The 21,025-nt window shown below is 73.3% G+C and carries 17 protein-coding genes; 12 read left to right on the plus strand and 5 right to left on the minus strand.

Annotation, left to right across the window (positions count from 1 at the left end):
- Positions 1 to 108 precede the first annotated feature (108 nt).
- From KIS93_RS12405 to KIS93_RS12440, 9 genes are all read left to right on the plus strand, one after another.
- The gene (locus KIS93_RS12405) at positions 109 to 5,025 is read left to right on the plus strand and encodes a ThuA domain-containing protein (RefSeq protein ID WP_080040198.1); all 4,917 of its coding nucleotides are present in this window, start codon (positions 109 to 111) and stop codon (positions 5,023 to 5,025) included.
- Between the two features lie 33 nt (positions 5,026 to 5,058).
- A complete protein-coding gene (locus KIS93_RS12410; RefSeq protein WP_080040199.1) occupies positions 5,059 to 5,700 on the plus strand; it encodes a hypothetical protein in 642 nt (213 codons plus the stop codon).
- A 71-nt stretch (positions 5,701 to 5,771) separates the two neighbouring features.
- On the plus strand, positions 5,772 to 6,794 hold the full coding sequence (locus KIS93_RS12415) for a COG1470 family protein (RefSeq protein WP_080040200.1): 1,023 nt from the start codon (positions 5,772 to 5,774) through the stop codon (positions 6,792 to 6,794).
- Between the two features lie 29 nt (positions 6,795 to 6,823).
- Positions 6,824 to 7,444, plus strand: a complete 621-nt coding sequence (locus tag KIS93_RS12420; protein ID WP_155127907.1) for a hypothetical protein — start codon at positions 6,824 to 6,826, stop codon at positions 7,442 to 7,444.
- A gap of 76 nt (positions 7,445 to 7,520) precedes the next feature.
- Positions 7,521 to 8,639: a sigma-70 family RNA polymerase sigma factor gene (locus tag KIS93_RS12425; RefSeq protein ID WP_080040202.1), complete on the plus strand. Its 1,119-nt coding sequence runs from the start codon at positions 7,521 to 7,523 to the stop codon at positions 8,637 to 8,639.
- A 75-nt stretch (positions 8,640 to 8,714) separates the two neighbouring features.
- Complete coding sequence (locus tag KIS93_RS12430) at positions 8,715 to 9,911, plus strand: MFS transporter (protein ID WP_080040203.1); 1,197 nt, start codon at positions 8,715 to 8,717, stop codon at positions 9,909 to 9,911.
- Positions 9,912 to 9,970: 59 nt separating this feature from the next.
- On the plus strand, positions 9,971 to 10,567 hold the full coding sequence (locus KIS93_RS63325) for an MFS transporter (protein ID WP_222107430.1): 597 nt from the start codon (positions 9,971 to 9,973) through the stop codon (positions 10,565 to 10,567).
- Complete coding sequence (locus tag KIS93_RS12435) at positions 10,450 to 11,190, plus strand: MFS transporter (RefSeq protein WP_222107431.1); 741 nt, start codon at positions 10,450 to 10,452, stop codon at positions 11,188 to 11,190. Before KIS93_RS63325 ends, KIS93_RS12435 begins: the two co-directional genes overlap by 118 nt.
- A gap of 133 nt (positions 11,191 to 11,323) precedes the next feature.
- On the plus strand, positions 11,324 to 12,103 hold the full coding sequence (locus KIS93_RS12440; protein WP_080040204.1) for a hypothetical protein: 780 nt from the start codon (positions 11,324 to 11,326) through the stop codon (positions 12,101 to 12,103).
- A 115-nt stretch (positions 12,104 to 12,218) separates the two neighbouring features.
- Here the strand turns inward: KIS93_RS12440 and KIS93_RS12445 are convergent, their stop codons facing one another.
- From KIS93_RS12445 to KIS93_RS12455, 3 genes are all read right to left on the minus strand, one after another.
- Positions 12,219 to 12,497: a hypothetical protein gene (locus KIS93_RS12445; protein ID WP_080040205.1), complete on the minus strand. Its 279-nt coding sequence runs from the start codon at positions 12,495 to 12,497 to the stop codon at positions 12,219 to 12,221.
- A gap of 163 nt (positions 12,498 to 12,660) precedes the next feature.
- Positions 12,661 to 13,047 (minus strand): hypothetical protein, encoded by a 387-nt coding sequence (locus KIS93_RS12450; protein ID WP_080040207.1) that lies wholly within the window; start codon positions 13,045 to 13,047, stop codon positions 12,661 to 12,663.
- A 279-nt stretch (positions 13,048 to 13,326) separates the two neighbouring features.
- Positions 13,327 to 13,683, minus strand: coding sequence for an SPW repeat protein (locus KIS93_RS12455; protein WP_080040208.1), 357 nt, complete (start codon positions 13,681 to 13,683; stop codon positions 13,327 to 13,329).
- Positions 13,684 to 13,929: 246 nt separating this feature from the next.
- On the opposite strand from KIS93_RS12455, the gene KIS93_RS12460 reads away from it, so the two are divergent.
- Positions 13,930 to 14,412: a YflT domain-containing protein gene (locus tag KIS93_RS12460; RefSeq protein WP_080040209.1), complete on the plus strand. Its 483-nt coding sequence runs from the start codon at positions 13,930 to 13,932 to the stop codon at positions 14,410 to 14,412.
- 107 nt (positions 14,413 to 14,519) lie between these two features.
- Positions 14,520 to 15,425: an NHL repeat-containing protein gene (locus tag KIS93_RS12465; protein WP_080040210.1), complete on the plus strand. Its 906-nt coding sequence runs from the start codon at positions 14,520 to 14,522 to the stop codon at positions 15,423 to 15,425.
- Between the two features lie 57 nt (positions 15,426 to 15,482).
- On the opposite strand, the gene KIS93_RS12470 is transcribed toward KIS93_RS12465, so the two are convergent.
- Complete coding sequence (locus KIS93_RS12470) at positions 15,483 to 16,964, minus strand: carboxylesterase/lipase family protein (RefSeq protein WP_080040211.1); 1,482 nt, start codon at positions 16,962 to 16,964, stop codon at positions 15,483 to 15,485.
- Entirely contained in the window at positions 16,961 to 17,869 is a 909-nt protein-coding gene (locus KIS93_RS12475) for an MBL fold metallo-hydrolase (protein WP_230466517.1), read from the minus strand. Before KIS93_RS12475 ends, KIS93_RS12470 begins: the two co-directional genes overlap by 4 nt.
- Before the next feature lie 204 nt (positions 17,870 to 18,073).
- On the opposite strand from KIS93_RS12475, the gene KIS93_RS12480 reads away from it, so the two are divergent.
- Positions 18,074 to 21,007 (plus strand): helix-turn-helix transcriptional regulator, encoded by a 2,934-nt coding sequence (locus KIS93_RS12480; protein ID WP_230466307.1) that lies wholly within the window; start codon positions 18,074 to 18,076, stop codon positions 21,005 to 21,007.
- Positions 21,008 to 21,025 lie beyond the last annotated feature (18 nt).

Raw genomic sequence — 21,025 nt, forward strand, 5'->3', positions numbered from 1 at the left:
TTCCTCATGTCACCACGTCAGCGCACGTGGGCCAGGCTCCTCGGCTCGGCCCCACGAGCCGGCGGACGGCGTCCGAGACGCCGCACCGCCGCGACGGCCGTCTTATCGATGGCCGCGGCCCTCATCGTCCCCTTCGTCACGCTCTCCCCGGCCCCCGCGGGCGCCGAGGCCGCCACCACCACGGCGGCGGAGCCCGCCTTCAAGGTCCTGGTCTTCTCGAAGACGACCGGCTTCCGTCACGACTCGATCCCCGAGGGCATCGCGGCCGTGCAGAAGCTCGGCCAGGACAACAACTTCACGGTCGACACGACCGAGGACAGCGCGCTGTTCACCGACCAGAACCTCGCGCAGTACCAGGCCGTGATCTTCATGTCCACGACCGGCGACCCGCTCAGCACGCAGGAGCAGAAGGACGCCTTCCAGCGCTACATCCAGAAGGGCGGCGGGTTCGTCGGCGTGCACGCCGCCGCCGACAGCGGCTACAACTGGCCCTGGTACGGCAAGCTCGTCGGCGCCTACTTCAAGCAGCACCCGGCGATCCAGCAGGCCACGGTCAAGGTCGAGGACCCGGCGCACCCGTCCACCAAGGACCTGCCGACGACCTGGACCCGTACCGACGAGTGGTACGACTACCAGGCGAACCCACGCGCGACCGTCCACGTGCTGACGTCGATGGACGAGAAGTCCTACACCGGCGCCACGATGGGCGCCGACCACCCGATCACGTGGTGCCAGGACTTCGACGGCGGCCGCTCCTGGTACACGGGCCTCGGCCACCTCAAGGAGAACTACAGCGAGCCGAACTTCCTGAAGCTGCTGCTCGGCGGCATCCAGACGGCCGCCGGCGCGGTCAAGGCCGACTGCTCGGCCTCGCAGAGCTCCAGCTTCGAGAAGGTCACGCTCGACGACAACACCTCGAACCCGATGATGGTGGACGTCGCCAAGGACGGCCGGGTCTTCTACATCGACCGGCTCGGCGAGGTCCGGATCATCAAGCCGGCCGGCGGCACGGTGACGGCGGCGAAGCTGAACGTCTTCACCGCCAACGAGAGCGGCCTGCTCGGGCTGGCGCTCGACCCGGCCTTCGACACCAACCACTGGCTGTACCTCTACTACTCCCCCGCAGGCACGAACGTGGACCGGCTGAGCCGCTTCACCGTCACCGGTGACACGGTGGACCTGACGACGGAGAAGAAGATCCTCGACGTGCCGGTGCAGCGGGCCGAGTGCTGCCACCACGGCGGCGGCATGGTGATCGACCCGAAGACGGGCAACCTGTGGCTGGCCACGGGCGACAACACCAACCCGTTCGCCTCCGACGGCTACACGCCGATCGACGAGCAGCAGGGCCGCTCCAGCTGGGACGCCCAGCGCAGCGCGGGCAACACCAACAGCCTCAGCGGCAAGCTGCTGCGCATCCACCCGGAGGCCGACGGCAGCTACACCGTGCCGGACGGCAACCTGTTCCCGCCGGGCACGGCGAAGACCAAGCCGGAGATCTACGGCATGGGCCTGCGCAACCCGTTCCGCATGGGTCTCGACCCGAAGACCGGCCACATCATGCTCGGCGAGTACGGCCCCGACGCCGGCACGGCCAGCGCCACCCGGGGCCCGCAGAACACGGTGGAGTGGAACCTCATCTCGAAGCCGGGCAACTACGGCTGGCCGTACTGCGTCGGCAACAACACCCCGTACGTGGACTACAACTTCGCCACCAAGCAGTCGGGCTCGCCGTTCAACTGCGCGGCGCCCGTCAACGACTCGCCGAACAACGACGGGCTGACCACGCTGCCGCCGGTGATCCCGGCGACCGTCTGGTACCACTACGCGGCCGACCCGCAGAACTTCCCCGAGATGAGCGGCGGTGCGCCGATGGGCGGCCCGGTCTACCGCGCCGACCCGAACCTGCAGTCGGACGTGAAGTGGCCGGCGTACTGGGACGGCAAGGCGATCTTCGGCGAGTGGAACAACGACAAGGTGTGGTCGTTCCAGCTCGACGAGACCGGCACCAAGCTCGTCGAGATGAACCCGATCCTCGGCTCGCTGACGTTCAAGAAGCCGATGGACATGAAGTTCGGCCCCGACGGCGCGCTGTACATGATCGAGTGGGGCTCCGGCTTCGGCGGCGACAACGCCGACTCGGGCATCTACCGCATCGAGTACACCAAGGGCACCCGCCCGCCGATCGCCCGCGCCGCGGCGGACAAGACGGACGGGCCGCTGCCGCTGGCCGTGACGTTCTCCAGCGAGGGCAGCCGGGACCCGGACGGCAAGCCGCTCACCTACGCCTGGGACCTCGACGGCGACGGTGACACCGACTCCACCGACCCGAACCCCTCCTACACCTACACGGAGGGCGGCGACTACAACGCGGTCCTGACCGTCAAGACCCCCGACGGCAAGACCGCCACGGCCGGCGTCGAGATCAGCGCGGGCAACACCCGCCCCACCGTCTCGGTGAACCTCCCGCCGAACGGCGCCTTCTTCGAGTTCGGCGACCAGGTGAAGTTCAAGGTCACCGTCACCGACCCCGAGGACGAGACGATCGACTGCGACAAGGTCACGATCCAGGCGATCCTCGGCCACGACAGCCACGGCCACCCGCTCGACCAGCACAAGGGCTGTGAAGGCGTGCTGCAGACCCAGCAGGCCGGCCACGGCGAGTACGACAACCTGTTCTACGCCATCGAGGCCAGCTACACCGACGGCGGCGCCAACGGGGCCAAGCCGCTGACCGGGCGGGGCCAGGTCCTCCTGGAGCCCAAGCGCAAGCAGGCCGAGCACTTCTCGCGGACCGGCCGGGTGGCCGACGGCAAGGGCACCGACACCGCGGGCGTCCAGGCGGAGACCACGAGCGACCCGCAGGGCGGCAACCAGCACATCGCGTTCGTCCAGGACGGCGACTGGTGGTCGTTCGACCCGGCGAACCTGACGAACGTCACCGCGATCCGGTTCCGGGCCTCCTCGGGCGGCGCCGGCGGCACCGTGCAGGTCCGGGCGGGCAACCCGGAGACCGGTACGCTGATCGGCTCGGTCGAGGTGCCGCCCACCGGCGGCTGGCAGACGTTCACCGACGTCACGCTCGACCTGAGCAGCCCGCCCACGGACAGCGGCCCGCTGTACTTCGTCGTGCGCAAGCCGGCGAGCGCGGCCGACAACGCCTACCTGGCCAACTTCAACTGGGTCGACTTCGTCGGCAAGGGCGCCACGGACAACGAGCATCCGGCCGTGACCGCGACGGCGACCCCGGCGACGGGCGTCGCCCCGCTGAAGGTGAACCTGAAGGCGACGGCCACGGACCCGGAGGGCGACCCGATCACGTACAAGTGGAACCTCGGCGTGGCGGGCGCGCCGGAGCCCACGACCGCCGAGACGAGCCACACCTACGACGCGCCCGGCACCTACACCGCCGTCGTGACCGCGACCGACGACAAGGGCGCGTCGGCCACCGCGCAGGTCACGATCAAGGTGGACGCGCCGGCCACGGTGTGCTTCACCGGCCGCTCCGACGACTTCCTGGGCAGCCAGCTCGACCGGAACCGCTGGTCGGTCGTCCGGGAGAACCAGGACCTCAAGGTCGCGAACGGCAAGCTGGTCATCCCGACCTCGACGACCGACATCTACAGCACGGGCGGCAACACGCCGAACATCGTGCTGCAGCCGGCGCCGTCGGGCGCGTGGACGGCCACCGCCAAGCTCACCCTGGACGCGCGGGACGCCTACCAGCAGGCGGGCCTGATCATCTACGGTGACGACGACAACTACGCCAAGATGGTGCTCCAGGCGCGGTCGACGTCGGGCTCCGACCACGCCAGCCGCATCTTCCAGTTCATCCGCGAGGAGAACGCCGCCCCGAACGAGGTGTCGCAGAGCAACACGGCCAACCTCGGCGACTCCTACCCCGACACGGTGTACGTGCGGTTCGTCAGCGACGGGACGAACATCACCGCCCACTACTCCGCGGACGGCAGCACGTTCACCGCGATGCCGCAGACCAAGCCGCTCGCCGGGATCACCAACCCGAAGATCGGCCTGCTCTCCCTGGCCGGGGCCGGCCATCCGGTCGTGGACGCCGCCTTCGACTGGTTCCACATCACTCCGGACGACACCGCGACCGCGCCCGACCCGGACGACGAGTTCGACGGCACCGCCCTCGACACCTGCCGCTGGAGCGCGATCGTGCGCCCCGACGCCACCGCGGCCCGCGTCAAGGACGGCAAGCTGGAGCTCGACACCACCACCGGCGACATCTACGGGACCACCAACAGCGGCCCGAAGAACTTCGTCCTGCAGCCCGCGCCGAACGGCGACTGGACGCTGGAGACGAAGGTGGACGCCTCGGCGCTGAACGAGCAGTACCAGCAGGGCGGCCTGATGGTGTACGCCGGCGACGACGACTACGTCAAGCTCGACTTCCTGACCACCAACGCCGCGGGGTCGGCGGTGGCGCGGGCCATCGAGCTGCGCAGCGAGGTCGGCGGCACCGTGCAGAGCCCGCAGCCGCAGGCGAACAACCTCAGCGGCGGCGTGTGGTGGCTGCGGCTGAAGAAGGCCGGCGCCACCTTCACCGGCTCCTACTCCGCCGACGGCCAGACGTGGACGGAGCTGTCCGCGCCGGTCGAGAACAGCGCCGTGGCCAGTGGCGCCAAGGCCGGCGTCTACACCATCGGCACCAACCAGTCGGCGTCGAAGACGGTCACGTTCGACCACTTCCACCTGACCGCGCCGGCCTCGCAGGTCAAGCTGGCGGTCTCCGCCTCCTCCCGCTGCGTCGGCACCTCGGCGTACGTCGCGGTCACGGCCGTCAACAACGCCGGGGTACCGGTGACGGTGACGCTGACCACGCCGTACGGGTCGAAGACTGTGACCGGCGTGGCACCGGGCAAGCAGGCGTACCAGTCCTTCAACAGCAGGGCCGGGCAGATCGACGCGGGCGCGGTGACCGTGAAGGGCACCGCGACGATCGGCGGCGAGCAGGTCACCACGTCCTACGACGCCGCCTACCCCGCGCTCGGCTGCGGCTGACGCGCCCGGCCTCCCTCTGACTGGAGCGATCACATGAGATTACACAGGACAACCCGGACATTCGCCGCGGCGGTGCTCGGTGTCGCGCTGACCGGCCTCGGCATCGGCGTGGCCGGCCCCGCCTCGGCGGACGACGACCCCGACAACGGCATCGACGTGTCGGTCACCATCGAGCCCGCCACCACTCCCGGCCAGGTCTCCATGACCGTGGCCGACAACGGCGGCGTCTCCCTGCAGGAGGACGGCTCCAACGCCACCGCCCGCCAGTTCGTCGGCACCCTGCCGACGGTCACCGTCACCGACACCCGCCGCCCCGAGGAGATCCCCGCCGGGGACTTCTGGGCGGTCGTCGGGCAGGCCGCCGAGTTCACCGCGACGGGCGGCTCCGCGCCGCCCATCGGCCCGCAGTACCTGGGGTGGCGGCCACGGCTGCTGAGCGACACCTCCACCGGGGCGGTCTCGGCCGGCGAGCCCGTCTCCAGCGTCATCTCCGACGGCACCGGCGCCCCCGCCGTCGGCCTCCAGGGCCAGGAGCTGCTGGTCTCGACGGCGAACTCCGCCGACGAGATCGGCACCTGGCAGGTCAACGCCGACCTCGCCCTGCGCACCCCCGTGGACGTCGCGGCCGGCGAGTACCACTCGACCGTGACGCTCTCGCTGTTCAACCAGTCCTGAACCGTCATCATCCGCCGCGGGCGCCCGGGCACCGTCCCGGGCGCCCCCCGATGAGGCTGGAGACATCTCCGTTGACGAAAAGCCGTGCACTGGGCGCCCTCGCCGCCCTGCTCGTGACCCTGCCGGTCAGTCTGCCGGTCAGTCTGCTGGTCAGCCTCGCCGGCCCGGCCGCCGCCGACACCACCTGGTCGGTCGTGCCGGCCAACGCGGGCGGCCCCGACGGCCGGAGCGTCATCGACCTCGAACTCGCCGGCGGGCAGCAGGTGACCGAGCACGTCGCGGTCACCAACCGCTCCACCCGGCCGGTGGACTTCGCGATCGACGCCAACGACGGCTACCTGACCGTCAAGGGCTACTTCGACATGCGGCCCTCGGACGCCGTCCCGGCCGACGGCGGCGCGTGGCTGGAGGTCCCCGAGCGGGTGACGGTCGCCGCCGGCGCCACGTCCGTGGTGCCGGTCAAGGTGACGATCCCGCAGAACGCCACCCCGGGCGACCACCCGGCGGGCGTGACCGCGTCCCTGGAGACGATCTCCGGTCAGGTACGCGTCCAGAACCGGGTGGGCGTCCGCCTGAACATCCGCGTCACCGGCGACTACGTGGCCAAGGTCGCGGTGAGCGACGTGCGGGCCGAGTACGTCCAGTCGTGGAACCCCTTCGCCTCGGGCTCCGTCGAGGTCACCTACACCGTGGCCAACGCCGGCAACGTCCGGCTCGTCACCGACAACCGGGTGCTGACCGCCACGCTCGCCGGCCAGAGCGACTGGAGCGACCCGTCCGCCGCCAGGGCCAGGGAGCTCATGCCGGGCGGCAGCCGCACGTTCACCGCCCGCGTCACCGGCGCCTGGCCGCTCGGGCCCATCGGCACCACGGTCACGGCCATCCCCTCGCCCGCCGGCGGGCCGCTCCCGGGCGTCGCCGCCGAGCAGGTGGCGGTGCAGGCCACCGTCTGGGCCCTGCCGTGGCCGCAGCTCGCCCTCCTCGTCCTGCTCGCCCTCGCCTACCCCGCCGTACGGCTGATCGCCGCCTGGCGCCGCAAGCGGATCCAGAAGCTCATCAGGCTGCACAGCCGGGAGACGCCCCAGGAGGCGTGAGCACCATCGACCCACAAGGAGCCATCACCGTGAACAAGGCACCGGCCTACCTCCTCACCCTCCTGCTCGCCGGGCTCGCGCTGGTGCTCGGCGCGCCGGCCGCCGCCGCGCACGGCGGGCCGATCGAGCTGGAGGTGACCGGGGACGGGGCCGACAACGTCAACGTGCTGGTGACGTACAAGAAGGACGGCCATCCCGTCACCGAGATCGTCGAGGCGACCCTGAAGGCGACCTCGTCCGACGGCCGTTCCTTCGGCCCCGTGCCGCTCAGGTCGGCGCCCGAGGGGCAGAACCTGTACCACGCGGCCGAGCCGCTGCCGAGCGGCGAGTGGCGGGTCACCGTGGTCGCGACCGAGCCGTCCAAGGCGAAGGCGACGGTGAAGGTGAAGGCGGGCGCGATCACCGCCGCGCCGGCCGCGTCCGCCCCGGCCGCCGCGGCCCCCGCGACCCCCGCCCCGAGCCAGGCGGCCACCCCACCCCAGGCGACTCCGGCCCAGGCGGCTCCGGCCCAGGCCGCTCCGGTGGCCGCGGTGGAGGACCGGGGCACGACGGGGACCCCCGTCAAGGTCGGCGTCATCGTCCTCGTGGCGCTCGCCGCCGTCGGGGCCTGGATCGGCTTCGCCCGCCGCCACCGCGCGCCCGTCCGGTGAGCGCCCCGCCGACCCCTTCCCGGCCCCGATGGTGTCCATCCCTAGGGAGAGCCACCATGGGAGAGAAGGAGCCGGCATGCGAGGGATCCCACCGTCCGACGAGACAGGCGCCGACCAGACAGGCGCCGCCGGGCGGCTGCTGACGGCCGCGCGCGGCGGCGACGGCGACGCGTTCCGCGCCCTGGTCGAGCCGTACCGGCGCGAGCTGCACGTGCACTGCTACCGCCTGCTCGGCTCCGTCCAGGACGCCGAGGACCTGGTGCAGGAGACGTTGCTGGCGGCGTGGCGCGGGATCGGCGGCTACGAGGAGCGGGCGTCGCTGCGGACGTGGCTCTACCGGATCGCGACCAACCGCTGCCTGAACGCGCTGCGGGCCGGCGCCCGCCGCCCGGCCGCGCACGCCATGGCGCGGGTCCCGCCCTCCGAGCACGCCGGGGCATCGGTCCCGGCCTCCGAGCCCGTTCCGACGCCGATGCCGGCCGCCCGGCCGGCACGCCAGGGCGAGGAGGCGAGCTGGCTGGAGCCGTACCCGGACGTGCTGCTCGACGAGCTGCCCGACCGGCTGCCGGGCCCCGAGGCCCGCTACGAGACCAGCGAGTCGGTGTCGCTGGCGTTCCTGGCGGCCCTGCAACGGCTGCCCGCGCGGCAGCGGGCCGTGCTGGTGCTGCGGGACGTGCTGGGATACCGGGCCGCCGAGGTGGCGGACCTGCTCGGCACGACCACGAACGCGGTGACCATGGCGCTGAAACGGGCGCGGGCGACGCTGTCGCGCGAGCTGCCCGGCCCCGGCCGGGAGAGCGCCCCGCTGCCGGGCTCGCCACGGGAGCGCCGCCTCGTGGCCGGCTTCACCCGGGCGTTCGAGGCGGGGGACGTGGACGCGATCGTGGCGCTGCTGACTCAGGACGCGTCGCTGACCATGCCGCCGCTGCCGCTGGCGTTCCGGGGCCCGGACGAGATCCGGACCTTCCTCGCCACCGCCGCGCTGGCCGGCGGCCGCCGGTACGCGTTGATCCCGACGCGGGCGAACGGCCAGCCGGCCTTCGGCTGCTACCTGCGTGACCCGCGCACGCCCATCCTGCACGCGCAGGGCGTGCTCGTGCTGACGCTGGCGGGCGAGCGCGTGTGCGCGCTGACCCGCTTCCACGACAACTCGCTGCTGACCGCGTTCGGCCTGCCACGCTCCCTGCGCGCCTGACCAGCCCGTCATCTCGCCCTTTCCCGGCACGTGAGTCCGCCGTGCCGGCGTTTCGACCTGCGTGAAAGGATCCCCATGACCACCACCCCGACCAGGGGCGGGACCACCCTCGCCCTGGCCACGCTCTTCCTCGGCACGTTCGTCCTGGGCAGCGCCGAGCTGCTCGTGGTCGGCCTGCTCAACCTCATCGCCGCCGACCTGCGCGTGAGCGTCCAGGCGGCGGGCGCGCTGGTGACCGCCTACGCCCTCGGCGTGGCCGTCGGCGGCCCGCTGCTGACCGCCCTGACGATCAGGCTGAACAAGCGGACCGTCCTGACCGGGGCGCTCGCCCTGTGCGTGGCGGGCAACCTGGTGCCGGTGCTGACCGCCGACCACGGCCTGTTCGTCGTGGCGCGCGCCCTGACCGGCGCGCTCGGCGGCCTGTTCGTCGCCGTCGCCTTCGTGGTGGGCATGTCGGTCGTGCCGCCGGAGCGCATGGGGCGGGCGATCTCGGCGGTGTTCGGCGGGTTCGCGGTGTCGGGCGCGCTGGGCGTGCCCCTCGGCACGCTGCTCGGCCAGGTGATGGGCTGGCGGGGCGCGTTCCTCGCCGTCGTGGCGCTGGCCGTGCTGGCCCTGGTGGCGGCGCCGGTGCTGCTGCCGTCGGTGCCCGGCTCCTCCGGTGGCGCGGGCGACCAGGCCAGGCACGCCTTCGCACCCAGGGTGCTGGCGATGCTCGTCCTGCAGTTCCTGGTCTTCGCCTCGCTGTACGCGGCGCTGACGTACATCGTGCCCTTCCTGGAGCGGGTCACCGGCGTCTCGGGCGCGCTGGTCAGCGTGTTCCTCCTGGCCTACGGCGCCGCGTCGGCGGCGGGCTCGTTCGCCGGCGGCCGGTTCGCCGACCGGGACGCCGCCCGCACCCTCACGGTCGCGACCGTCATGACGGCGCTCTGCCTGGGGGCGCTGTACCTCGCCGGCGCGGTCGCGTTCCTGGTGGTGCTGGTGCTGCCGGCCTGGGGTCTGTTCGCGATGGGCATGGTGCCGTCGCTGCAGTACCGCGTGGTGCGGCTGGCCGGCCCCGGGGGCGCGCTGGCCTCGTCGCTGCCGGCCTCGGCGGCCAACCTGGGCATCGCCGCCGGCTCGGCCGCCGGCGGCGCGGCGATCGGCGGCTTCACCGCCTCGGCGCCGGTGATCGCGGGTCTGGTCATCGCCGTGCTCTCCGTCCCGGTCGCCTGGGGGACGGGCTTCCTCAAGCCGCCGGCCCCGGAGCGGCAGCCCGCCTCCGAGGCCGCGTGACGGGGCCGCCTCGGCCTAATCCGGTTGCGGCCGAGCCGGCGCACCTGGTGAGGTACCGGATGAAAGGTGCCGCCGGCAGGCACAACGGCGAGAACCAGAAAGACGACGTGCACCTCACCCGACCACCGGCCCCCTGGCGCAGACTCGCGGTGCTCGCCGCCCTGATGCTGGCCGCGCTCACCTTCAACACCGCGGAGAACCTGCCGGTCGGCCTCCTCGACCTCATCGCGGAAGACCTCCAGGTCTCGCTGTCGGCGGTTGGTCTCCTGGTGACCGGCTACGGCGTGACGGTGGCCGTCACGTCCGTGCCGGTCGCCCACCTGATGCGCGCGGTGCCCCGGCGCCACGTGCTCACGGCGCTGCTGGGGGCGCTCGTGGTGTCCAGTCTCGTGGCGGCGCTGGCCCCCTCGTACGCGGTGCTCCTGGGGGCGCGGCTGCTGACGGCGCTCGCGCAGGCGCTGTTCTGGGCCGTGATGGGGCCGGTCGCGGTGGGCCTGTTCGCGCCCGGGGTGCGGGGGCGGGTGGTCGGGCGCTGTCCGTGGCCGGCTCGCTGGCCCTGGTGCTCGGCGTTCCGGCCGGGACGTGGCTGGGCCAGCGGACGAACTGGCAGGTGCCCGTCGCCGCGCTCGCCGCTCTGGGGCTGGTCTGCCTGGTGACAATCGCCGTCCTGCTGCCGACCTCGCGCCCGGAGGAGGAGCCCGCGGCGTACGGGAGCGATCCCGACGTGCGGCGGTTCCGCACGGTGCTGGCGGCCGGGACACTGTCGGCCACGGGGGCGTTCACCGGGTACACCTACGTCGTGGCGTTCCTGGGCGAGGTGAGCGGGTTCTCCCCCGGCTCCGTCAGCGTCCTGTTCGTGGTGTTCGGGGTGGCGTGCCTGGCCGGGGTGAGCGTGACGGGGGCCTTCCTCGACCGGTTCCCGCAGGGCGCGCTGGTGGCGGCCGTGGCCACGCAGGCGGCCGGCCTGCTCGGCCTGTACGCCCTGGGCGCGCACCAGGGGGCGGCGGTGGTGTTCCTGGTGCTGACGGGCGGCGCGCTCGGGCCGGTGTTCATGACCACCCAGAACGCGATGCTGTCCTGCGCGCCGGGCCGCACCGACCTCGCGCTCGCCGCCAACTCCGGCGCCTACAACGTCGGCATCGCGGCGGGCGCGGCGCTCGGCGGGCTGATCCTGCCGCTCGCCGGCGTGCGCGGCACGTTCCTCGCGGGCGGGCTGCTGACCGTCGCCTCCTGCGCGGTGCTGCTCCTCACGGCCTCCCGCGACAGGGTGCGGCGCTGAAAGTTTCCTCGCGTCTCCCCCTCTCCACCAGGGGCGTTGCCGGCGGCGGTCGCCGCGTGCCCGCCCTCGGGCGCCGGATGGCGTACCTTACTCCCGCTCATGAACATCCGCGTCCGTCGCAGAGGGAGTCGTCGTGCGTACATGGTGGGCCCGCGCCGTTGTGTCCGTCCTGATGGTGCCGCTGGCCGCCGCACCGGCCGCGGCCTCCGCCCGGACGGACCCGCGTACCTGCGCGAAGGCGGCCCTGCTGTTCTGCGAGGACTTCCAGGCCCTGCCCACCGGCGGCGCGAGCAGCCTGCGCTGGGGCATCGACACCAAGCACGGCACGCTCACCGTCGAGCGCGGCGCGCGCGGGCAGAAGGTGCTGCGCGTGCACACCGAGGGCAACGGCCGCGCGTTCCTGAAGGTGGACGACTTCGCCGCGCCCGGCAACAGCTTCTACGGCCGGGTACGGCTGCGCGTCTCCGCGTTCCCGACGGCGCCGGACTGGGCGCACTACACGCTGGTCGAGGCGACCGGCGACGGGCCCGAGGTCGTCCGCCCGCTCGGCGGCCAGTACGCCCCGCCGCCCAACGGCGGTGCCGCGTACTGGGGTGTCGGCGCCGACGGCGGCCCCACCGGCGACTGGACGAACTGGCGCACCACCGCGCCCTCCGTCGCCGGGAAGTGGACGTGCGTGGAGTGGCACATGGACGCCGCCGACAACCGGATCTCGCTGTGGTTCGACGGGGTGGCCAAGCCGGAGCTCACCGTGTCCACGCGGGAGCACGGCGGCAACCCGGTGGACTTCGTCTTCCCCCGCTTCGACACGGTCAAGCTGGGCTGGCAGCTCTACCAGGCGAACCCGGCGCCAGCCAGCTTCGACGTGTGGATGGACGACATCGCGCTGAGCGGCAGGCGGGTGGGCTGCTGACCGCGCGCTTCCGGCTGCGGGCTTCCGGCTTCCGGCTTCCGGCTTCCGGCTTCCGGCTTCGGGGTTGTGACGAGGCCGCGCGCGGGTCACGTGCGCGGCCTCGCTTGCGGCGGCGTCAGGAGACGGTCAGGTAGAACGCGGTCTCCGCGGCCCACCGGGAGCCGGCCTGGCTGTAGACGGCGATCGTCCGCTCGGCCACGCTGCGGGGCAGGTCACGGCGGACGCACGCGCGGGCGCCGCGTTCCACCGACAGCGAGCGCGGGTGGTCGTGCCGGCCGATGGGCGTGACGTGGATGGCCACCTCGCCGTCCAGGTCGACGACCTGGTTGAGGAGCACGCAGTAGACGCCACGGGACGGGTGCCAGACGTCGTCCACGTGCTTGCTCTCGGCCACCGAGCCGTCCGCCTCGATCGTGGCGGAGGCCTGGGCGAACGGGGTCTCCGCGGCGGCGGCCCCGGTGTGAGGAGGGCGGCGGCGGCCATGGCGGCGGCGGTGAGCGTCCCGGTGGCGGATCGCCTGATGGTGTTCATGTCGGTCGTTTGTCCTTTCGGCCGGGTCAGGAGACCAGGAGGTCGAAGCCGCTGTCGGCCAGGCGCCCGGTATGCGTGCTGTAGACGTTGACGGTGATGGTGTTCTCCAGCCGGCAGGTGGCCGACGGGTGGCGGTAGGCGATGTGCGGCAGGCGCAGCGCGTGGCGCGGCGTGAGCTGGATGAGCGAGTCGCGCGCGTCGATGTAGTGGCTGAGCTGGACGCAGTACCGGCCGGTGCCCGCGCGCCAGGCCTTGATGACGTTCTTGCCCTCGTTGAGCGAGCCGTCGGCGTCGATGATCGCGGCGGCGCGCGCGTACGGGGCCTTGAAGTCCGCGTGCGCGGCCGGTCCGGCGATGACGGCCAGGCCGGTGGCGGCGAGCGCGAGGCAGCCGGAAAGAGCACGACTGAGCATGAGGAATCCCCCTTTGTTGCGGCTGATAGGAGCCACAACGAAAGGTAAGTTCGCGGGGGCCGCCGCGACGCTCGCCACCCCGTGCCGGCCGATCAAGGTTTCTTGCCCGGCCGCACGTGAACTTCTGGCCCCTTCGACGCGTCCTGCCCGCCCCGCCCGCCGGGAGGTGGCCGTGCCGCGAGAGCGCGGCGGCTGACTCGTCCTTTACCGGTGCCGCGCGCCGTTACACGCGGAAGCGGCCCCGTACGTGCGGGGCCGCTCCCTCTGATCTGTCGTGTCTCAGGCGTGGGCGGATCGGTGGCCGCGCATCTGGGGCACGGCGACCCACAGCCCGGCCGCGACGGCCAGGACGCCGGCGATCCACGCCGTCCACGCGGCGCCCATCTGGTCCTGGAACCCGAAGACCCACGGGGCGACGATGAGCAGGACGCCCAGCACCACGTGCGTCCACTCGCTCATCAGCGCGCCGGGCACACCCAGCGACCACAGGGCGCCGACGGCCAGCAGGGCGCCCAGGATCACGAGCGACCAGGTGCCGCCCGCGGTGTCGGGGGTGAACCAGAGCGGGGTCAGCGCCGTCACCACGCCCACGACGAACGCCAGCCAGTCCTGCCAGCGGACCCACTTCCTGTCCATGAGACCACCTCCTCGGCCGGTCGCCTGCCTCATCCTTTCGTGCCTGCGGCGACGGCCCAGCCGGTTGACTTCCGAGCACTCACCGATGAGGAGTGCCACCTTCTATGTAACGACTTGACCCGGCGTTCCGCAACTTGTGCCGACCCCTTCCCCGAACAGGACCGATGCCGGGAACTTACAACTGAAGTTTGATGTTTACTGCAAATGGGAAGGAAAGTAGACGGAGATCGAGGAAGGAGCACTGTCATGGTTCTGGCCGGCCCGCTCACCGGCGGGCAGCCCGCGACCAGCGTGGGCTCTTACACCACCCATGAGCAGGCACAACACGCCGTGAGCTTCCTGGCCGACAACGACTTTCCGATCGACCGGGTCAGCATCGTCGGCTCGGACCTGCGGCTCGTCGAGACCGTCCTGGGCCGCCTCACGCCGGCGCGCTCCGCCCTGGGCGGGGCGGGCACCGGCGCCTGGATCGGCCTGCTGGCCGGTCTCATCAGCGGCATGGCCGGCGCCGGAGCGGCCTCGCTCCTGGCCATCGGGATGATCGGGGCGCTGTTCGGGGCCGCGTTCGGCGCCGTGTTCGGCCTGGCGGCGCACGCCTCCACACGCAAGCTCAAGGGGCTCGTCTCGCACAGCAACGTCGTCGCCCAGCGGTACGAGGTGCTGGTCCCGCACGACCTGGCGGAGGAGGCCCGCAACCTGCTGATCAAGCACGAGTGGCGCACGAGCTGAGACATCTGCCCGCCAACCTCTCAACGTTGAGCTATTTGACAACAGACTATCCGACCGCCTTATGCTCGGCTACGTCAATATCTCAACGTTGAAAGGTTGGCCTCCTGATGCGCCGCCACCTCGCCGCCGCACTGCTCGCTCTCGGGCTGATCGCCTCGACGGGCGCGCCCGCGCAGGCGTCGGAGTTCCCCAGCACGATCCGCCTTCCCGACGGGTTCCAACCCGAGGGCGTCCTGACCGGCCCCGGCCCGTTCGCCTATGTCGGCTCCATGGCCGACGGCTCGATCTACCGGGTCGACCTGCGCACCGGCCGCGGCGCCACCTTCAGCAAGGGGCCCGGCACCCAGGCGCTCGGCCTGCACGCCGACGGGCACGGCCACCTGTTCGTGGCCGGCGGCACCGGCGGCGACCTGCGCATCCTCGACGCCCGCAGCGGCCGGCCGCTCGCCACCCACCGGCTGACGACCGGGGCCGCCTTCGTCAACGACATCACCTTCGCCCAGGGCGCCGCGTGGATCACCGACTCCACCAACCCCGTCCTCTACAAGCTGCCGCTGCGCGGCGACCGGCTGCCCGGCCCGCCGGTCCGGATCCCCCTCACCGGCGACATGACGTACGGCTCCGGCTTCAACGCCAACGGCATCACCCCCACCCCCGACGGCCGGGCCCTGCTCGTCGTGCAGTCCAACACCGGCGACCTGTTCCGCGTCGAGCCGTCCGGCGCCACCCGCCGGGTGGACCTGCACGGCGAGACCCTGGCGGAGGGCGACGGCCTGCTGCTGCACGGCCGGACCCTCTACGCCGTACAGAACCGGTGGAACGCCGTGGCCGTCCTCCAGCTCAACGATGACGGCACCGAGGCGCGCGTGGTCCGCCGGTTGCGCAGCGAGCGGTTCGACTGCCCGGCGACGGTGGCGGCGTTCGGGTCGCGGCTGTACCTGCCGAACGCCCGCTTCGACACGACGCCGACGCCGCGGACGCCGTACACGCTGGTCGCGATCCCCCGCCAGTAGCTCTCCGCGCGGCCCTGGAGCACGACCGCCCACCGCGCCCGCGTTCCTGGGAGATCGTCAGGGCCAGGCTCGGAGCTCGTCGCCGTCCGGGTCCTCCAGCAGCTCCCACGTGCCGCCGATGCGCATGGTGGCGCGGCGGGCGGTGTCGTAGCGGTCCCAGCCGGGGTCGCCGGTCGTGGCAAAGGCCACCCAGGCCGCGTGCGTCCGGGCGGCCAGGTCCGGCGGCGGCGCGTCCGGGCCGAGCAGGGCCTGGGGGCCGTGCAGCGCGGGCAGGCCGGTGACGTCGAAGACGAACGGCAGCTCCACGGCGTGGGCCGCGCCCAGCTCCCCGCCGAGCGCCTTCGAGCGCCACGCGAACGAGTAACGGTAGGTGGCGGCGGCGCTGCCGGCGTGCGCGTCGGCGAGGCGGCGGCTGCCCACGCCGAACAGGGCGTCGCCCATGATGGCCGCGCGCAGCTCCCCGTGCGACGCGTGCGGCCTGGCCTTGCGGTAGGCCGCGACGAGGTGGGCGGGCCGCGGGTGCGAGCGGGCCGCGGCGGCCTCCACGTCCGCCGCCGTCGAGGTGGACAGGCTCCCGAACGGCGCCAGGTACAGGTTGCCCTCCTCCGTGTTCGTGCCCACCAGCAGCTCCACGTCCGCGCCCCGTCCAGCGGCCACGGCCGCGGCCGGCTGCCGGTCGAGCACGACGCTGAACGGGCTCAGCCCGATGAGCGGGTCCCGATGGGTCTCGGTGCTCAGGTCGAGGCCCGACAACTCGGGCATGACCTCGACGAGCCGCCGGTCGGGAACGGCGGCGAAGGCGCCGGCGTGCGGCTCGACCCCGAGCGCGCGGGCCGCCGCGCGGGTCACCCGGGCGGCCTGCTCCGGGGTGAACGCCCCCAGGCCGCTGCCGCTCTGCACGATCGCCCGCCGGAACAGCCCCTCGGACTCGGGGGTGGCCAGCACGGCGCCCACGATCGTGGCGCCCGCGGACTGGCCGGACAAGGTGACCCGGTCCGGGTCGCCGCCGAACGCGGCGATGTTCTCGCGCACCCAGCGCAGGGCGGCGATCACGTCCAGCAGGCCCCGGTTGGCGGGCGCGCCGGGCAGGTCGAGGAAGCCCGCGATGCCCAGCCGGTAGTTGAGCGTCACGAGGACGACGCCGTCGCGGGCGAAGGCGGCGCCGTCAAGGACGCCGGCCCGGGCGGAGCCCGCCACGAACCCGCCGCCGTGCACGAACACCATCACGGGCAGGCGCTCCCCCGCCGCTTCCGGCGTCCACACGTTGACGGTCAGGAAGTCGTCGCCGGGCACCCAGCCCGGCCCGAAGTACGGGGTCATGTCCACGCTGCCGAGCCGGCGTTCGGCCTGCGGCGCGGTTGGCCCCGGCGCGGTGGCGTCCCGCACGCCGTCCCAGGGGGCGTGCGGCCTCGGGGCGGCGAACCGGGCGGCGCCGGTCGGCGCGGCGGCGTACGGGATGTTCATGAACGCGATGGTGCCGTCGCGCCGCAGCCCGCGCACGAGCCCCTGGGCGGTGCGGACGGTGTCGTGGCGGCTCATCGGGCGTCCTCCGCGAGGTCGGCGAACGGGGCCCAGTCCTTGACGGCGAACCCGTTCCCCTCGCGGACCACCTCGGCGGCCCCGTGCCCGCCCAGGTGCGCGGGGAACACCAGCGCGCGATGGTCGGCGGCCCAGCCGAGGATCCGGCGGCGGGTGGCGCGCGCCCCGGCCGGGTCCTCGCAGAAGCAGCTGTTCGCGTCCGGCTCCACGATCTGCACCGGGTTGTGCAGCAGGTCGCCGACGAACACCGCGCGGTCCGTACCCGAGGCGAGGGTCAGCACCGAGGACCCCGGCGTGTGCCCCGGCGCGAGGTCCAGGCGCAGGTTGGCGTCGATCGTGTACGAGCCCTCCCACAACGTCGTCAGCCCCGCCTCGTGGACGGGGGCCACGCTGTCCTCGAACACGTTCTGGTTGCCCCGCCCGAGTACCGACCGGTGCTCGTTCGCCGGGTTCCAGAAGTCGAAGTCGGCCCTGGCGATGAGGTACGTGGCCTTCGGGAAGGTCGGCACCCAGGAGCGGCCGTCCAGGAACGTGTTCCAGCCGACGTGGTCCACGTGGAGGTGCGTGTTCACCACGACGTCCACGTCCTCGGGGCGCACGCCGGCGGCGGCCAGGTTGTCCAGGAAGTCGGTGTCGAGCCGGCTCCAGACGGGGGCGTAGGGACGCTCCTTGTGGTTGCCGACGCCGGTGTCGACGAGGATGATCCGTCCCTCGCTGCGCAGCAGCCAGGTCTGGATCGCGGAGTTCACGATCCGCGTGCCCGGGTCCACGAAGTGCGGCTCCAGCCAGGAGGAGTGCTCCTCCCAGGTGCGTGGCGAGCTCTCCGGGAAGAACGTCTCCGGCGTCATGTGGACCGGGCCGTAGTATTCACGAACCCTCGTGACCGTCACGTCACCGAGAGTGATTTCGTTGGCAGGCAAGGGGCCATCCTTGAACTTGACGATGCGTGATGGATGCGGGCGGATCCGCCGCCGTCCATCGTGCGCCGCTCCCATGGGGCGGCGGTATGCGTCAGTTGACTGCAATCGGGCTTGCTACCGTGACAGACGGGTGTGCGGACCTGCGGTCATGCCGCAGGGTCCGTGGTCGGTGCGACTCCTGGAGGTCCTGTGGGCGAGCGGGCCCTGCCCGTCGGACGGGACGTGATCGTCGGGCGGGACTCCGAGCTCGATCGGCTCGCCGCGCTGGTTGCGGGCGCGGCCGGCGAAGGCGGGCGGGTCCTGCTCCTGTCCGGAGCCGCCGGGATGGGCAAGAGCACCCTCCTGGAGTACGCCGCCCGCCGCGCCGGGGAAGCGGGCCGCCGGGTGCTGCGGGCGAGCGGCCGCGAGTCGGAGAGAGACCTGGCCTTCGCGGCCCTGCACCAGCTCCTCCGCCCGGTACTGGACGAGACGCCCCACCTGCCCGACCGTCAGCGCCGGGCCCTGCTCGGCGCCTTCGGCTTCGTGTCCGACGCCCCCGATCCCCTGCTGACGGGGGTCGCCGTCCTGACCCTGCTGTCCCAGGTCGCCGAACGGGCGCCGCTCGTGATCGTGCTCGACGACGCCCAGTGGATCGACCCCGCCTCCGCCGACGTCCTCGCCTTCGCCGCCCGCCGCCTCGCCGACGACCCCATCACCCTGCTCGCCGCCCTCCGCGACCTCACCCCCGGCCCCGGTGGTTCCCCGCCGCTCACGCCGGCCCCCGCCGATGCCTCCGGACACCCGGCACGCACACCGGGCCCACTCGACATGGCTGGATTCCCCACGCTCACGCTCGGCCCTCTCGACGCCGCCGCGTCCCGGCGGCTGCTCGACCTGCGCGCGCCCGGCCTGACGGGCAGGATCAGGGAACGCGTCCTCGACCAGGCCGCGGGCAACCCCCTGGCCCTGCTCGAACTGGCCGCGCACGCCCCGCTCGCCCCCGACGGCCACGGCCCGCTACCGGTCGGCGAGCGGCTGGCGGCCATCTACGCCGCCCGGCTGGCGGAGCTGCCCGAAGCCGCCCGGCAGGCCCTGGTGCTCCTGGCCGCCGCCGACGCGGAGGATCCCCCGGACGCCGTCCTGGCGCTGCTGCCCGACGCCGACGACAAGATCTGGCTCGCCGTCGAAGAGTCGGGGCTGGTCCACCGGGCAGGCCGGCACCTACGCTTCCGCCACCCCCTGGTCCGCTCCGCGATCTACCACGCCACCCCGTTCGACACCCGCCTGGAGGCCCACCGCACGCTGGCCGGCGCCCTGCGCGACGAGCCGGACCGCCGCGCCTGGCATCTCGCCGCCACCGCCCTCCACCCCGACGCGGAGGTGTCGGCCGCCCTGGAGCGAACGGCGGCCAGGGCTCGCCGGCGGGGCGGCTATGCGGCGGCGGCCAAGGCGCTGGCCCGCGCGGCGGAGCTGCGTCCCGACCGTGACGAAAGCGCCCGGCTGCTGACCGACGCGGCCGGCTCGGCCGTCCTCACCGGAGACCTGCCCTGGGTGGAGGAGCTGGCCGGTCAGGCCCGCACCCGTACCGACGACCCCGCCCTGCTCGCCACCGCCGCGCTGCACGTCGGGCGGCTGTCCGCACTGACCAGGCGGCACGCCGCCACCTTCGACGAGCTGGCCGGCATCGCCGGCGACCTCGCGCGCACCCACCCGCACATCGCCCTCGACGCGCTCGCCGCCGCCGCGGTGCTGCGCTTCTACTCGGGCGAGGAGTCCCAGCGCCAGGAGATCGACCGCCTCCTGCCCCGCCTCCCCGCCACGCCGCTCCGGGAGTGGGCCCGCATCGTGTCGGACCCGTTCGGCACCGGCCGCGCGGCAGCACCCCGGCTACCCGCCCTGATCGCCGCAGCCGGGCGCCGCCGTGGAGCGGGCGACCATGGAGAAGCCCCGGGCGCCGACGATCGCGCAGTGACCGGGGACAGCCGTGGGACGGACAATGGCGCAGGAGCAGGCAACCGCGCCGATACCGGAGGTGGTCCCGAACGGCTGACCGCGCTGGCCGTGGCCGCCTGGGTGCTCGACGAGACGCCGCTCGCGGTCCGGACGTTCGACGCGGCCGTCCGGTCGTGGCGAAGCGCGGGCCCGCTCCCCGACGGGCTCGGCGGCGTGGTGGCGCTGGCCTGCTTCGAGTACGGCCGCTGGGACCAGGCCCGCGCGCTCTGCGCCGAGCTCGGCGCGCTGCCGGCCGCCGCCAGGCTGCACCACGCCGTCGCGTGCGCGCACGCCATCGAGGCCATGGTCGTGGCCGCTCAGGGCGACCCGGCGACCGCCCGCGCGCTCGCGGACGAGGCGCTGCGCCTGGTGGACCCGCTGGAGAGCCGATCGGTCGCCGTGTACGCGCACCGCGCCCTGACCACCGCCGCCATCGCCGAAGGCGACTACGAAGACGCCTGGGAGCACCTGCGCGGGGTCTTCGGCCCGGCCGGCGACCCCGTCCACTACCACGCCTCCTACCCGGCCCTGCCGGACCTGGCCGAGTCGGCGGCCCGCACCGGCCGTCACACGGAGGCGATCGAGATCGTCGAGCGTGCGGCCCGCGTCCTGGCTCAGGGCGGCTCGCCCCGCCTGCGCGGCCTGGTGCACCGCAGCCGCGCGCTGCTCGCCGGCCCCGACCGGGCCGAGGAGGAGTTCCTGGCCGCGCTGGCCGTACCCGAGCTGGAGCGCTGGCCTTTCGAGCACGCGCAGGCGCTGCTGGAGTACGCCGAGTGGCTGCGTCGCCGTCGCCGGATCGCCGAGGCGCGCCCGTTCCTTACCTCGGCGTACGACACGTTCCGCCGCCTGGGCGCGCGCCCGTGGAGCGAACGCGCCCAGGCGGAGCTGCGAGCGGCGGGCCTGGACGTCGACCCGGCGGATCCTGGCGCCCTGGCCCGCCTCTCGCCTCAACAGCAGCAGATCGTCCGGCTGGCCGCGCGCGGGCTGACCAACCGCGAGATCGGCGAGCGGCTCTTCCTGTCGCCGCGCACCGTCGGCTCACACCTCTACCGCACCTTCCCCAAACTGGGCGTCACGGCCCGCTCCCAGCTCCGGGACGTGGTGGAGGCGGCGGGCGCGGACGGCGGCGCTGCGCCGGCCGGCGGCCGGTGACGGGGTGCCCGGGGCGGG

The sequence above is a fragment of the [Actinomadura] parvosata subsp. kistnae genome (assembly GCF_900323885.1).
In the GTDB taxonomy this organism is placed as follows: domain Bacteria; phylum Actinomycetota; class Actinomycetes; order Streptosporangiales; family Streptosporangiaceae; genus Nonomuraea; species Nonomuraea composti.